Origin of the sequence: Amycolatopsis sp. Hca4, from assembly GCF_013364075.1 — a bacterium.
Taxonomy (GTDB): Bacteria; Actinomycetota; Actinomycetes; order Mycobacteriales; family Pseudonocardiaceae; genus Amycolatopsis.
Window position 1 is genome coordinate 90,175 of sequence record NZ_CP054925.1, and the last position, 14,696, is coordinate 104,870.

A 14,696-nucleotide genomic window follows, 5' to 3' on the forward strand; every position below is an offset into this window, starting at 1 on the left:
TGGTCCAGACCATGACTGGTCAAGCTTTTCTTTGTGTCCCAAAGAAAGGGTTCAGCCCGCTGAACGGAACTGTTCAGCGGGCTGAACACGCACCCCTCAGCCGAGCCCAGCGCTCACCGCGTTCATCAACGCGCCGGTGTCGCCCGACATCTCCCACGCCATCACGCCGAGCAGCCCGCGCGACTTGAGCCACGTGGTCTTCAGCCCGATCGACCAGGCGTCGTCGAACGTCCACCACTGCCCGCCGTTGCCCGTGTAGCACGACGTCGCGACGGCGGCCGTGTCGTGGTGGACCGTGCAGTTCGGCACGCTCGCCACCAGGTTCGCGTACCCGCGGGTGCCTGCTTCTTCGGCGAACTGACCCGGCGCCGCACCGTTCGCCGATTGCCATTCGCCGAACTTTCCGCCGTCGGCCACGCCTTGCCAGCCGCGGCCGTAGAAGGCCAGGCCGAGCGTCAGCCGCCGCGGGTCGACGCCCGCGTTCGTGTACGCATTGATCGCGCTTTCCGCACTGAAGTGGAAATTGTACGGGTCGTCCGCGTCGGCGTACAGGTTGCCCTGGTGGCCGGTGCGGTTCGGCTCCCACGAGTTGTCGCTGCCCGAGCCGTGGAAGTCGTACCCCTGCACGTTGGCCACGTCCAGGGAGCTGAACACCTTCGACAGGTCCCAGCCGGCCGCGACCTTCGCCGGGTCCGCCGGGGTGAACGCGTGCAGCTGGTACCGCTTGCCGGTCGTCGCGCCATAGGCGTCCAGCTGCGTGCGGAACTCGGCCAGCAGCGCCGTCAGGTTCGCCTTGTCGTTCGGGCTCCAGTGGTTGCCCGGGTGCCCGTCGCCGCTGGCCGGCCACTCCCAGTCGAGGTCGATGCCGTCGAAGATGCCGGCCGCGGTGCCCGGTCCGCCCGCGCCGCCGTAGGGCGCGATGTTGCCCTTCAGCCAGGTGTCCACACAGGACGAAACGAACTTCTTGCGCGACGCGTCCGTCGCCGCGACGTCGGAGAAGTACTTCGAGTACGTCCAGCCGCCGAGCGACACCAGCACCTTCAGGTTCGGGTGCTTCGCCTTCAGCTTCTTGAGCTGGTTGAAGTTGCCGCGCAGCGACTCCCAACCGGTGTCGGCCACGCCGTCCACCGACTGCGCCGCGGAAAACGGCCGCGAGTAGTCGGCCTCGGCGTCACCGGCGCCGTCACCCTGGTTGGGGTCCTGCGGATTCGCCGTGGTGCCCTTCGTGACGCCGGACAGGCAGGTCAGGTTCACCGGATCGATGTTCTCGAACGCGTACAGCAGGTGCGTCAGCTTCGCCGCCGCGCCCGAGGTCTCCAGGTTCTTCACGAAGTACTGGCGCCCGTAGATGCCCCACTGCACGAAGTACCCGACCTTCGCATACCCCGAGACGATGTCACCCGTCCGGGCGGTCACCGCGGCGCTCGGCGCCGACACGTTGTCGTAGCCGTCGCGGGCGCGGACCGTGAACGTGTACGAAGTGGACGGTGCCAGGCCGGTCACCACCGCCGACGTCGTGGTCACCGTCGTGGCCAGTACGGATCCCCGGTACACGTCGTAGCCGATCACGCCGGTGTTGTCCGTCGACGCCGTCCAGGCCAGCGAGACGCTGCCGGAGTCGGCGGCCGTCGAGCGCAACCCGGTCGGGGCGGACGGTGGCTGCGTGTCGTCGGCCGGGCTGTTCGTCGTCACGGACAGGGCAGTGCTCGCCGGGGACGTGTTCCCCTTGGCGTCCTTGGCCTTCACCGTGAACGTGTAGGCCGTCCCCGGGGCGAGCCCGGAAACGGTCGCGCTCGTCCCGGTCACCGACACGGCCAGGGAAGCTCCCTGGTAGACGTCGTACCCGGTCACCGGGAGCGAGCCGGCCGCCGACGCGTTCCACGCCAGCGCGACCGTCTTGGTCGTCTTCGTGACGAGACGCAGGTTCGACGGCGCGCCCGGTGGCGTGTCCGGTGAACCGTCGCAGTTGGCGTTGTCGACGCGGCACTGGGTCGGCGTCGCGGCCGCACTGAGCCGGAACGTCGGGCTGTACGGGTAGGTGTTCCGGCCCGGCGCCAGCGTCGCGATGTAGTACGCGGGCGTCAGCGTGACCTGGGTGCCGTTCTGCGTCACCGTGCCGTTTTCCCCGGTCGACGCGGTGACGCCGGCGGGCAGCGTGAAGGTGATCGCCCAGTTGCTCACCGACGTGGTCCCGGTGTTGGCGACGGTGTAGGTGCCGGTGGTGCCGCTCAACGCCAGGGTGGCGGTCAGCGAACCGGCTGCGGCGGCGGGTGGCGCGAGCGCCGCGGTGCCGCCGAGCGCGATGAGCAAGGCGGCGAGTGCGGAGCGTAGTCGTGCGGGAGTGCGTCTCATGGCGGTTCTCCAAGCGGCACGAGGCGGGGGACGACGTGGTCTAGACCACATCGAATGTAACCCGGTGCGGGGAGAACCGCGCAGGCCCGAACGGCGGCAACCGGTGTCCGAACGGACGGTTAACGCCCGGAGAAGGTCGCCTTCCCCGGTCCGTCGGCGAGGAACGACTTCACGGCGTTGCGGAGGTCCTCGGTCTCGAACAGCTCGGCCGCGATCGTGGTGATGTGCGCGTTCGCCTCCGGGACGCCGCCGGCGGCGAAGTGGTCGAGGACGCGCTTCGTCGCCACATGGGCGCGGGTCGGCCCCTCGGCCAGCCGGTGGGCGAAGGCGCGCGCGGCGTCGTCGAAGCCCTCGCTCGGCAGGACCCGGTTGACGACGTTCCAGCGCTCCAGGGTCGCCGCGTCGTAGGTGTCGCCGGTCATCACGAACTCCTTGGCGCGCCCGACGCCGGCCCGCGCGGCGAGCCGCTGGGTGCCGCCCATCGTCGGGGTCAGGCCGACGACCTTCTCGACCAGGCCGAACTTCGCGCGGTCGGCCGCCAGGATGATGTCGCAGGCCACGGCCACCTCGAACGCCCAGGTCAGGCACAGGCCGTGCGCGGCGAAGACGGTCGGGAACGGCAGCGCGGCGATCCGGTCCGGCACCGCCAGCATCTGGTCGAAGAGCACCTTCGCCTCGGCGGGCGAGCCCTGAGCGTCGAACAGCGAGACGTCGACGCCGCCGCTGACGATCTTGCCCTCGGCGCGGACCAGCAGCGCCCGCGCGGGTTCGGCCTCCAGCTCGTCGATCGCCGAACCCAGCGAGGACTGCAGCGAGGCCGTGTAGAGGTTCAGCGGCGGAGCGTCGACGGTCAGGACGGCGAGCCCGCCGTCACGATCGAGGCGGACCTGGTCGGTCATGTTCACCCTGCTTCTTCGGCTTCGACGATGTCGTCCCAATACTGCTGGGCCTCGGGGCGCCAGTCGACGTGTTTGTGATGGAACAGTTCCGCCGCTTTCGTCCCGCTCCACTTCGCCGGGAGCAGCTCGGCCGGCAATTGCGGGTCGAGGAACGGGAACCGCCGCCACTCGTGGACCAGCTCGGTCTGCGCGCGCAGCACCGCGCGGCCGCCGGTGGGGTGCAGCCCGGTGAACCGGTCGATGAAGTCCTCGTAGCGGTCCTTCAGGTCGGTCAGGTCCCAGGACCGCGCGACCATCGACTCCTGCTCGCCGACCTCGCCGTAGGCGGCGGTGAACGACATCGCCTGCGCGTCCAGGCCGAGCTCGCTGACGATCTGCTGCGCCTCCCGCTGCCGCGACAGGTCCGGGCTGACCCACACGCCGGCGACCGGCGAGCCGAAGCCCGCCCAGGTCAGCCGGGTGCGCAGCCGGTGCCGCAGGTCGCGCTTGGACTCGGGGACGGAGACGATCAGCATCAGCCACTGGCCGTTCCACCGGCGTTCCTCGCGGCCGAACGCGTAGATCCGGTCGGCGCCCTCGGTCAGCAGGCGGCGCCCCGGCGGCGTCAGCGACCAGCGCACGCGGCGCCCGACGCGCTCGGAAACCACCCAGCCCTCGGCGGCGGAGCGGGCCAGCGCCTGCCGCGCCGACTTCTCCTCGATGTCGAGGATGCCCAGCACCTCGACGAGCATCGACGTCCACACCGGCTTGTCCCGCGGCAGCGCGTACTCGCCGAGGACGGTCATCAGCAGCGACCGCGCGCTCGCGTGGCTGACCTCGCGGCGCCGGCTCACCGTGGGCCGGGGCGCGGACGGGCGGCTTTCCCTCGGTTTCGGCCTGCGGCCGAGGGTGACCGGGGGAGCGGGCTCGCCCATGCTGTTCACCGACCTCACTGTGTTCGTGGCACTTCTGTGTTCTTGCGCTGACGAGTTGTGGCACCGACAACCGAACAGGGTACCCACAGTGAGTGATCAAAGCGCCACAGGACACACACTGTCGGTGGTTTTGACCTTGATCTGACAGTTCACCACGAGGTCGTAGACTCGGCTACCTCATGAGCGCAACTCTCGTCGCGAAGGACCTGGCCGCGGGCCACGGTGATCGCATCCTCTTCTCCGGTCTCGATCTGGTCGTCGCGCCGGGGGACGTCGTCGGCCTGGTCGGGGTCAACGGTGCCGGCAAGTCGACGCTGCTGCGGACCCTGGCCGGGCTCGCGAAGCCGGACAGCGGCGAAGTCCGGCTGAACCCGCCGGCCGCGACGGTCGGGCACCTGCCGCAGGAGCCGGAACGCCGCGAAGGCGAGTCGGTGCGGGCCTTCCTGGCGCGGCGCACCGGCGTCGCGGCGGCCCAAGCCGACCTCGACTCGGCGACGGAGGCCCTGACGGCGGGCGACGACGGCGCGGACGACCGCTACGCCACGGCACTGGACCGGTGGCTGGCCCTCGGTGGCGCCGACCTCGACGACCGGGCCGCCGAAGTGGCCGCCGACCTCGGCCTGGCCGTGGACCTGGACCAGCCGATGACGTCGCTGTCGGGCGGCCAGGCGGCGCGGGCGGGGCTCGCGTCGTTGCTGCTGAGCCGCTACGACGTCTTCCTGCTCGACGAGCCGACGAACGACCTCGACCTGGACGGCCTGGCCCGGCTGGAGCGGTTCGTGTCCGGCCTGCGCGCGGCGACGGTGCTGGTGAGCCATGACCGCGAATTCCTGGCCCGCACGGTGGATCGCGTCGTGGAGCTGGACCTGGCTCAGCAGCAGGTGAACGTCTACGGCGGCGGGTACGAGGCGTACCTCGAGGAGCGCGAAGTCGCCCGGCGGCACGCGCGCGAGGAGTACGAGGAATACGCCGACACGAAGGCGTCGCTGGAGGCGCGGGGGCGGATGCAGCGGGCGTGGATGGAAAAGGGCGTGAAGAACGCTCGCCGGAAGCAGCCCGACAACGACAAGGCAGCCCGAAAGTTCCGCGCCGACGCGACGGAGAAGCAGGCGTCGAAGGCGCGGCAGACCGACCGGATGATCGAACGGCTGGAGGTCGTCGAGGAGCCGCGCAAGGAGTGGGAGCTGCGGATGGAGATCGCCCCGGCCCCGCGGGCGGGCGCGGTGGTCGCGACGTTGCGCGGCGCGGTGGTGCGGCGGGGGTCGTTCACGCTCGGGCCGGTGGACCTGCAGATCGACTGGGCGGACAAGGTCGCCATCACCGGGGCCAACGGCTCGGGCAAGTCGACGCTGCTGGCGGCTTTGCTGGGACGGGTTCCGCTGGAGTCCGGGGCCGCTGCGCTCGGGCCGGGTGTGGTGGTCGGGGAGGTCGACCAGGCCCGGCGGTTGTTCCTGGGTGACGTGCCGCTGGCTTCGGCGTTCGCGCGGGAGGTGCCGGAGTTGGCCGACGCCGAGGTCCGGACGCTGCTGGCGAAGTACGGCTTGAAGGCGGCGCACGTCCTGCGCTCGGCGGCGACGCTTTCGCCGGGGGAGCGGACGCGGGCGGCGCTGGCCCTGTTGCAGGCGCGCGGGGTGAACCTGCTGGTGCTCGACGAGCCGACCAACCACCTGGACCTGCCGGCGATCGAGCAGCTGGAGGCGGCCTTGGAGAAGTATCCGGGGACGTTGCTGCTGGTGACGCACGATCGGCGGATGCTCGATGCGGTGCAGGTGACGCGCCGGCTGGTGGTTGACGGGGGCAAGGTCAGCGAGTTGTGAGCCTGGGGTGCTCGCGCGGAGTGGGCTTTGGTGAGCGGTGCTCTCGGACGTGAGCGCTGCTCGCGCCGGTGTGTGAGCAGTGCTCTCAACTGCGCGCGCCGCTCTGGAGTCATGGTGAGCAGTGCTCTCGAAACAGAGCGCTGACTGTTCCAAGGTTGGAGCGGTGCTCTCGCGCGAGAGCGCCGCTCACCCCTTCGTTGCCCCGCCCGTCAACCCCTTCACGAACTGCTTCTGCAACGCCAGGTAAAAGATCAACACCGGCAGCGTAGCCAGGAACATCAGCGCGAACACGCTCCCCAGGTCCGCCTGGTACTGCCCGATCGACCGGTAGATCCCCGTCGTGATCGTGGTTCCCTGGCTCGGCCCGAGGATGATCAACGGGTCGATGAAGTCGTTCCAGATCCACACGCCCAAGAAGATCAACACCGACGCCGTCGCCGGGCGGAGCAGGGGGAACACCACCCGCCAGAACACCTGCATCCGGCTTGCGCCGTCGAGCAACGCCGCCTCCTCGAGCTCCACCGGCACCCCGCGGATGAACCCGGTGAACACGAACACCCCGAACGGCACGTAGTACCCGACGTTGAACAGGATCAGCCCCTGCACCGTCGCCATCAGGTGGGTGATCCGCAGGACGTCCGTGATCGGGATCAGGATCACCTGCGGCGGGATCATCAACCCGGCGAGCAGCACGAGCGTGAGCACCTTCGTCCACCGCTTGCCCGAGCGCGCCAGGTAGTGGCCCAGCATCGCCGACAGCACCACGAGCACCAGGATCGACAGCACCGTCACCACGATGCTGTTCGTCAGGCTCACCCAGAACAGTCCGTCCGGCCGGGTCAGCACCGCGTGGATGTTCGACAGCGTCGGCGGCCACGGCAGCGACGCCGGCTCCTTCGCGATCAAGTCCCCCCGCTTGAACACGTTCGCCAGCACCAGGTACAGCGGCACGAAGAACACCGCGCCGACCAGGACGGCCGCCGTGGGGCGGGCCAACGCGCGGGTCACAGGTCCACCTCCCGGCGGCGCAGGAAACCCAGCACGATCGTCGTGACGACGGCGACGATCACCAGCATCACCACCGCCATCGCCGACGCGTAACCGACGTGGTTGGAATCGAAGCCCGTCTGCAGGACGTCGAACGCGATGGTGGCCGTCGCGCCCGAACCCGGGCCGCCGTTGGTGATCACCTTGACGTAGTCGTAGGTCTTGAACGCCGAGATCAGCAGCACCACCGTGTTGATCGTCAGCGACGGCGCCAGCAGCGGCCACGTCACCGCCCGGAACCGGCGCAGCGGCCCCGCCCCGTCGATCTCCGCCGCTTCGAGCAGCTCCTGGGGCACGCCCTGCAGCCCGGCCAGGTAGACCACCACGCAGAACCCGAGCATCTGCCAGCACACGATCGACGCCACCGAATACAGCGCCACGTCCGGGTCGGACAGCCAGCCCGGCGGGTGCTCGACACCCAGCGCCCGCAGCAGCGAATTCAGCGGCCCGCGGTCGTCGAGCAAGCGCGACCAGACGATCGACACCACCACCGAGCTGAGGATCACCGGCGTGAAGAACACGCTCCGCAAAGCGTTGTACAGCCACCCTTTCCGGTCCAGCAGCAACGCCACCCCCAAGCCCAGCAGGTTGGGCACGATGACCACGATCAACGTCAGGATCGTGGTCACCTGCAGCGCGGTGAGGAACTGCGAGTCGGTGAACAGCAGCCGGTAGTTGGCGAAGCCGGCGAACTTCACCGGCGGGTGGAACGGGTTGTAGTCGGTCAGGCTGTACCCGAAGCTGATCAGGATCGGCGCCATCACGAAACACAGGTACACGAGCACGCCCGGCGCGCCGAACGACGCGAAGTGGGTGAGCCGGGGCAGGACCGGGCGCCGTCGGCGGCGGGACGCGACCGGGCGGGGCGGGGCCGGACGGGAGACGACGGCGGTCAAGGACGTCAGCCCGCCTTCGCCCACTCGGTGTCCAGGAACGCGCACGCGTCGGCCACCGGCTTGCGGCCGGTGATCACGTCCTGCGCGGCCTGGTCGACCTTGTCCTTCATCCCGGGCAGCAGGCCGTCGTCGGCCGTCTCCCACCGGAAGGCGTGCACCACGGCGTTCTGCTGCACCGCCTGCGAATACAGGTCGTATCCGGCCTTGAACGTCGGCCCGACGTCGGACGGCGGTGTGTAGCCCTTGATCGCCGGGAACAGCCCGTCGGCCTTCACCGAAGCGTCCAGCTGGTCCTTGTCGAGCTGGAAGCCGAGGGCGAACTTCCGCGCCGCGTCGAGGTTCGCGGCCTTGGCGTTGACGATCATGCCGCCGCCGGTGTAGGCGGGGACGACCAGCTTGCCGTCCTCGGTGGGGAAGTTGAACACGCCCACCTCGAAGTCGTGCTTCTTCGAGTCGGCGTTGGCGGCGAACCAGTTGCCCATCGGGTACATCGCGCTCTGGCCGTCGAGGAACGCCTGTTCGGTCGCCGCGTAGTCGCGCGAGACGCTGGTCTTGTCCACGTACCCCTTCGCCGCGAGGTCGGCGAGCTTCGAGAACGCGTGCTGGAACGCCGGATCGGTGAACTTCACCTTGCCCTCACGGCGCTGGGTGAGCCAGTCCGGCACCGTGTTGTAGACCTCGGTGCTGACCAGGCCGGAGAGGATCATCGACGACGGGAAGCCGTCCTTGCCGCCGCCGATGGTGAACGGCGAGAAGCCCTTGTCCTTGAGCTTGCCGGCGTCGGCGACCAGCTCGTCCCACGTCTTCGGCGGCGCCGCGATGCCCGCGTCGGCGAACATCTTCTTGTTGTAGTAGACCGGCGGGATGGTCTGGGTGTTGGCCGGCAGCTGGTAGTACTTGCCGTTCACCGGGTTGGCCTGCGGGAACTGGAAGTCCTTCAGCTCTTCGGGCGTCCACGCGTAGAGGTTGCCGGCTTCGGCGAAGCCGGCCGAGTCCACGGCGATCATCACGTCCGGGAACTGCCCCGACTGCAGCAGCTGCTTCGCGTACGACGTCCGCCCGTCGGCGGTCGGCGCGACGAGCTTCTTGACCTTGATGCCGGGGTTCTTGTCCGTGACGCGCTTGATCGCGGCGTCCCAGTAGGCCGGGGTGAGGTTCGGGGTCTCGAACGTCAGGAAGGTGATCTTCGCGTCGCCGCCGCTGCCGGTGTTCGAGCCGACCGAACACCCGCTCACCGCCAGGAGCGCCGCTGCTCCCAGCGCCAGGGACCGTCTCATGTCCAAGCCACCTTCCACCATATGTGATGTATGACGCATTTCATCGGACCTATTCGGCGATGTCAAGCGTCCGGCGCCACGGGAACCGCGGAAAGCGGGAGATAGATCAGATCTTTATGCGTTCGAGTCGGACGACGGTGCTGGCGAAGTCCCCGGCGGGCAAGTCGAAGGGCAGGCCGTGCGCGAGCAGCACCGCCCCGCTGTGCGCGCGGCCCGAAGCCGGATCGAGGTAGCGTGCGGCCGGGTCGAGGCCGTCGAGCCGAAGCGGCCGCTCCGGCGCGTTGAAGTGCGCGGACTGCCGGTAGGCGAACACGACCGCGCGATCGCCGTGGACGTACTGCAGGGCGGTGACGCCGTCGTCGACCGGCGGCCGGAGCCGGTACAGCGCGCCGTGCTGCACCACCGGCCGGACGTCCTTGTACAGCGCGACGAGATCCCGGGCGAGCGCGAGATCTTCGGAGGGCCAGTGCACGATGTCGCCGCCGAGGCCGAGCACGCCGGCCATGGCGACGTGGAACCGGAATCGCAGCGGGACCGACCGCGCGGTCACGAAGTTCGGGTTGTCGGTGACCCACGCCGACATCGCGCGGGCGGGGTAGAGCTGGCCGTAGCCGTGCTGGATCCGCAGCCGGTCGAGGGCGTCGGTGTTGTCGGAAGTCCAGACCTGGTCGGTGCGGGCGAGCACGCCGAGGTCGATCCGCCCGCCGCCGCCGGAGCAGGACTCGATCCGCAGCCCGGGGTGGTCCGCGCGCAGCCGGTCGAGCAGCGCGTACACCGCCCGCGTGTGCTCCACCCACAGCCGGTCCTGGTCGGGCTCTCCGGGCCAGCCCGCTTCGCTGAACGGCCGGTTCATGTCCCACTTCAGGAAGTCGACGCCGTGCGAGCCGACAAGCCGGTCGAGCCACTCGTGCGCCCAGGCGGCGACGTCCGGGCGCGCGAAGTTGAGCACCAGCTGCCGCCGCAGCTCCGAGCGGCGCCGGTGCGGGTGGTGCAGCACCCAGTCCGGGTGGGCCCGGTACAGGTCGCTGTCCGGGTTCACCATCTCCGGCTCCACCCAGATCCCGAACCGCATGCCGAGCCCGTGCACCGCCTCGACCAGCGGCTTCAGCCCGTCCGGGAAGCGCGCGCGGTTGACCTCCCAGTCGCCGAGCCCGGCGTGGTCGCCGGTGCGGGCGCCGAACCAGCCGTCGTCCATCACGAACAGCTCGACACCGAGCGCGGCCGCCCGCTCGGCGAGGGCGCGCTGCCCGGCCTCGGTGACGTCGAACCCGGTGGCCTCCCACGAGTTGTAGAGCACCGGCCGCAGCTCTTCCGGGTGCGGCAGGACGTGCGCGAGGACGTAGGCGTGCCACGCGCGGCTCGCCGCGCCGAACCCGCCGTCCGTGTACAGGCCGGCCGAAACCGGCGTGACCAGCGGGCGCCCCGGCCCGACGCGGTGGACGACGCCGTCCTGCCCGAAGCCGCCGCTCACCGTCAGCCGCCCGGTCGACGAGCGCGTGGTGGTCAGCCGCCACGACCCGCTCCACGCCAGCGCGACGCCGTAGACCTCGCCGTGGCGCTCGGTCGCCGTGCCGTCGTCGACCATCACCCACGGGTTCGCGTGGTGGCCGGTGATCCCGCGGCGGCTCGCGAACACGGTTTCACCGTGCGCCGCGGGCGAACGGTGCAACTGCGTCTCCGCCGCCCAGCGGCCGGTGACGTGGCTGAGCCGGTAGTCCTCGAAAACCGGCAGCGCCCAGGTCGCCGAGTCGGCCCGGACCACTTCGACGTCGGTGTCCGCGCTCAGCTCGGTCCAGCGTTCGAGGACGGCGCCGCGCAGCCGGTAGTGCAGCGTGATCCGCAGGGGGTAGTGCCGGTCCGCGAAGAACAGCCGCAAGTGATCGTCGGCCGCTTCGAAGCCGGTGTGCCGCCATTCGAGGGCCCGCGTGCCGTCGGCGAACCGGACCTGCAGGGCGGGCGTCCAGTACCGGGTGCCGCCGTCGGCGGCGAGCTCGTCGAGCCCTTCGTTGGGGTCGTTGAACCCGTCCCACCACGGAAGCGATTTCCCGGCCAGCTCGGCCACGTCCGTGTCGGCCAGCGGCGGTCCCCAGTGGACGTGCACCGGGACGTCGTCCTCGTCGAGCCGCAGCGCGTACGTGCTCGAACCCCCGCCGAGCACCCACGTGCGGTGGTCCTCGAGGAAGCTGATCCCGGCCATGCGGGACATCCTGCTCACCGGCGCGCCCGCCGCCAAGGGATGTCCCGCTGACCGGTCACGGCCGGTCGGTCAAGTAGCCGCCCATCGTCTTGAAGTACTCGTGCGCGGGCAGGTCGGTCCCGTCGGCGGTGCGGACGCGCTCGACGAGCAGGCCGGGCGCCCGGCCGCTGCGCGCCTGCGGCCCGGCGACGATCACCACGCCGTCGCCCTCGCGGATGAAGATCCGGCCCGGGATGCCGCCGTAGTGGCCCTGCGAAACCGACGCCTTGAGGATCCGCAGCTCCTCGCCGCGGTGGTAGGCGAAGGCGTTCGGGTACGGGTCGGACAGCGCGCGGACGAACCGTTCGAGGTCCGCGGGCGGCAGCGTCCAGTCGATCAGGCTGTCCCGCTTGGCGCGCTTGTGGAAGAAGCTGGCCTTCGACCGGTCCTGCGGCACCGGCGTGTAGCCGGTCTCGATCAGCGAGATGGCTTCGGCGGTGATCGGGGCGATGAGGTCGACCGTGCGGTGGAACAGGTCGGTCGTGGTGTCGGCCGGCCCGACCGGGATCGCGCGCTGCAGCACGATGTCGCCGGCGTCGAGTTCGCCGTCCATCATGTGGGCGGTGACGCCGACCTCGGGCTCGCCGTTGATCATCGCCCAGATGAGCGGCGAGAAGCCCGCGTACGCCGGCAGCAGCGAATCGTGGATGTTCAGGGTGCCGTGGCGCGGCAGCTCGAAGATCTCCGGCGGCAGCCAGGTGCGCCAGTTGTTCGCCACGATCAGGTCGAGGTCGGCGGCCTTCAGTTCGGCCAGCAGCTCGGCGTCGTCCGGGCGGTTGCGCAGCAGCACGCGGATGTCGTGCTCGGCGGCGAGGTCGGCGACGGAGTCGGCCCAGATCCGCTCGTAGGCGTGGTCGCTCTTCGGGTGGGTGACCACGAGCGCGACCTCGTGGCCGGCGTCGATGAGCGCCTGCAGGGTCCGGTGCCCCCAGGTCTGGTAGCCGAACATCGCCACGCGCATTCGAGAGTGCCTTTCATGATCGGGGGACGAACATCACCACGAACGTACTAGGCGAGGCTCGCCTAAGTTAGGTTAGGGTTCCCTGAACCGTACCGGAGCGCGCGAGGGAGCAACATGAGTGCAGAGGTCCCGATCTACGACATCGTCGGCGTGGGCTTCGGACCGTCGAACCTCGCGCTGGCGATCGCCCTCGCCGAGCACAACTCGGGCCCCGGGGAGCCGGTGACCGCGCACTTCCTCGAGCGGCAGCCGCGCTTCGGCTGGCACCGCGGCATGCTGATCGACACCGCGACCATGCAGGTGTCCTTCCTCAAGGACCTGGTCACCATGCGGAACCCGACCAGCGAGTTCAGCTTCCTCAACTACCTGCACGCGGCCGGGCGGCTGGTCGACTTCATCAACCACAAGAACCTCTTCCCGCTGCGCGTGGAGTTCCACGACTACTTCGAGTGGGCCGCGGCGAAGGTCGACGACGTCGTCTCCTACAGCACCGAGGTCGTCGCGGTGACACCGGTCCACGACGGCGCGGAGGTCGCGTACTTCGACGTCCGGGCGTCGGACGGGTCCTCCCTGCGCGCCCGGAACCTGGTGCTGGGCACGGGTCTGCGGCCGCAGCTGCCCGAGGGTGTCACGGCCGGGCCGCGGATCTGGCACAACAGCGAGCTGCTGTTCCGGGTGGACGCAATGCGCGAGAGCGATCCCCAGCGGTTCGTCGTGGTCGGCGCCGGCCAGAGCGCCGCCGAGGTCGCCGCGCTGCTGCACGACGAGTTCCCCCGCGCCGAGGTGTGCGCGGTGTTCGCCCGCTACGGCTACAGCCCGGCCGACGACAGCTCGTTCGCCAACCGCATCTTCGACCCCGAAGCCGTCGACCAGTTCTACCGCGCGGGCGAGCCGGTCAAGGACCGCCTGATGCGCTACCACGGCGCCACGAACTACTCGGCCGTCGACATCGACCTGATCGACGAGCTGTACCGGCGGGTCTACCGCGAGAAGGTCCTCGGTGTGCCGCGCTTGCGGCTGTTCAACGTCTCGCGCCCGGCCGAGGTGACCGACGCGGGAACGGTGACGGTCGAGTCCCTGACCACCGGCGAGCGCACGGTCCTCGAAGCCGACGCAGTCGTGTACGCCACCGGCTACCGGCCCGCGGACCCGACGCCGCTGCTCGGCGAGCTGGGCCCGCGGTGCCTGCGGGACGACGAAGGCCGCCTGCGCGTCGAACGCGACTACCGGCTGGTGACGGACGCGCCCGTCCGCGGCGGGATCTACCTGCAGGGCGGCACGGAGCACACGCACGGCATCACGTCGTCGCTGCTGTCGAACACCGCGGTGCGGGTGGGGGAGATCCTGCAGTCCGTCGTGGACCGGCGGGTGGTCGCGGAGCCCGCGGGGGAATTCGCGGTCAGCGCCCGCTGAACGGCCACACCGCGGTGACGGTATAGAGGTACGTCGAGCGCACGACGAGCGCCGGGCCGGGAAGGGCCTGCTTCAGGTCGTCCAGTGCCCGTCCGCTCGCCGCGGCGCCGCCCGATCCGGTGGGCACCCAGACGCGTCCGGTCGACGGCGGTTCGAGGAACCGCCCGAGCCGGTCGAAGACGTCGTCCGGCGCGGCGGAGAGCGCGTACTGCCGCTCGTCCGGCCCGTTCTCCCGGTACGCCGCCGCGACGATCTCGAAGTGCCAGCACGATCCGGGTTCGGCGATGCGGAGATAGCCCTCGACCGGCCCGTCGGACCACTCGAGCACGCAGAGCCGCTCGACGCGCAGCTCCTCCGGCGGGATCGTCAGCAGCCGCTCGGCGACCTGGGCCACGCCGTCAGCCCGCGGTGATCTGTTCGCGCAGGATGTCGCCGTGGCCGGTGTGACGGGCGAATTCCTCGATCAGGAACAGGTAGACGAACCGCAGGGTCACCTCGCCGACGACCGGGTGCGTCCACCGGTCGTCGAGTGAGAAGCCGGCCGCGAGCTCGCGGGAGCGGGCGCTGGTCCGCTCGTACTCGGCGATCACGTCGTCGACCGTTTCCTCGTCGGACACCACGAAACTGGGGTCCCCCGGCGTCGACGGGCCGTCGATCTCGGCCTCGTCGAGCCCGGCGATCAGCCACTGGAACCAGCGGCGCTCGGCGACGGCGGCGTGCTTGACCAGGGCGATCGGCGTGGTCAGCGACGAGACCAGCCGCCGCCGGGCGTCGGTTTCGGACAGGCCCCTGGCGTTCTCGACGAGCGCGAGCCGGTTGCGGTCGAGCATGGCTTCGAGCAGTTCACGCTCGGAGCCGGTGGTCTTTTCGGGCAGCGCGTACAT

At 70.2% G+C, this 14,696-nt stretch carries 12 protein-coding genes; 2 read left to right on the forward strand and 10 right to left on the reverse strand.

Features of this window, described 5'->3' with window-relative positions:
• Positions 1–96: 96 nt before the first annotated feature.
• The 3 genes from HUT10_RS00435 to HUT10_RS00445 form a co-directional block, all read right to left on the reverse strand.
• Complete coding sequence (locus HUT10_RS00435; RefSeq protein ID WP_176177603.1) at positions 97–2,310, reverse strand: glycosyl hydrolase family 18 protein; 2,214 nt, start codon at positions 2,308–2,310, stop codon at positions 97–99.
• Positions 2,311–2,471: 161 nt separating this feature from the next.
• Positions 2,472–3,251, reverse strand: coding sequence for an enoyl-CoA hydratase/isomerase family protein (locus HUT10_RS00440; protein WP_176169353.1), 780 nt, complete (start codon positions 3,249–3,251; stop codon positions 2,472–2,474).
• A gap of 2 nt (positions 3,252–3,253) precedes the next feature.
• A complete protein-coding gene (locus HUT10_RS00445; protein WP_176177604.1) occupies positions 3,254–4,165 on the reverse strand; it encodes a PaaX family transcriptional regulator C-terminal domain-containing protein in 912 nt (303 codons plus the stop codon).
• Between the two features lie 179 nt (positions 4,166–4,344).
• On the opposite strand from HUT10_RS00445, the gene HUT10_RS00450 reads away from it, so the two are divergent.
• A complete protein-coding gene (locus HUT10_RS00450) occupies positions 4,345–5,982 on the forward strand; it encodes an ABC-F family ATP-binding cassette domain-containing protein (protein ID WP_176169354.1) in 1,638 nt (545 codons plus the stop codon).
• A gap of 186 nt (positions 5,983–6,168) precedes the next feature.
• Here the strand turns inward: HUT10_RS00450 and HUT10_RS00455 are convergent, their stop codons facing one another.
• The 5 genes from HUT10_RS00455 to HUT10_RS00475 all read right to left on the reverse strand — a co-directional run bounded on the left by HUT10_RS00455 (position 6,169) and on the right by HUT10_RS00475 (position 12,399).
• The gene (locus HUT10_RS00455; protein WP_176169355.1) at positions 6,169–6,990 is read right to left on the reverse strand and encodes a carbohydrate ABC transporter permease; all 822 of its coding nucleotides are present in this window, start codon (positions 6,988–6,990) and stop codon (positions 6,169–6,171) included.
• A complete protein-coding gene (locus HUT10_RS00460) occupies positions 6,987–7,949 on the reverse strand; it encodes a carbohydrate ABC transporter permease (RefSeq protein ID WP_176169356.1) in 963 nt (320 codons plus the stop codon). Before HUT10_RS00460 ends, HUT10_RS00455 begins: the two co-directional genes overlap by 4 nt.
• Positions 7,931–9,202, reverse strand: coding sequence for an ABC transporter substrate-binding protein (locus HUT10_RS00465; protein ID WP_176169357.1), 1,272 nt, complete (start codon positions 9,200–9,202; stop codon positions 7,931–7,933). Before HUT10_RS00465 ends, HUT10_RS00460 begins: the two co-directional genes overlap by 19 nt.
• Before the next feature lie 106 nt (positions 9,203–9,308).
• A complete protein-coding gene (locus HUT10_RS00470; protein WP_176169358.1) occupies positions 9,309–11,399 on the reverse strand; it encodes an alpha-galactosidase in 2,091 nt (696 codons plus the stop codon).
• 55 nt (positions 11,400–11,454) lie between these two features.
• Entirely contained in the window at positions 11,455–12,399 is a 945-nt protein-coding gene (locus HUT10_RS00475; protein WP_176169359.1) for a methionyl-tRNA formyltransferase, read from the reverse strand.
• A gap of 114 nt (positions 12,400–12,513) precedes the next feature.
• On the opposite strand from HUT10_RS00475, the gene HUT10_RS00480 reads away from it, so the two are divergent.
• On the forward strand, positions 12,514–13,812 hold the full coding sequence (locus HUT10_RS00480) for a lysine N(6)-hydroxylase/L-ornithine N(5)-oxygenase family protein (RefSeq protein WP_176169360.1): 1,299 nt from the start codon (positions 12,514–12,516) through the stop codon (positions 13,810–13,812).
• Here the strand turns inward: HUT10_RS00480 and HUT10_RS00485 are convergent.
• Positions 13,799–14,206: a hypothetical protein gene (locus HUT10_RS00485; RefSeq protein WP_176169361.1), complete on the reverse strand. Its 408-nt coding sequence runs from the start codon at positions 14,204–14,206 to the stop codon at positions 13,799–13,801. The genes HUT10_RS00480 and HUT10_RS00485 overlap by 14 nt on opposite strands.
• Before the next feature lie 4 nt (positions 14,207–14,210).
• Positions 14,211–14,696, reverse strand: a complete 486-nt coding sequence (locus HUT10_RS00490; protein WP_176169362.1) for a DinB family protein — start codon at positions 14,694–14,696, stop codon at positions 14,211–14,213.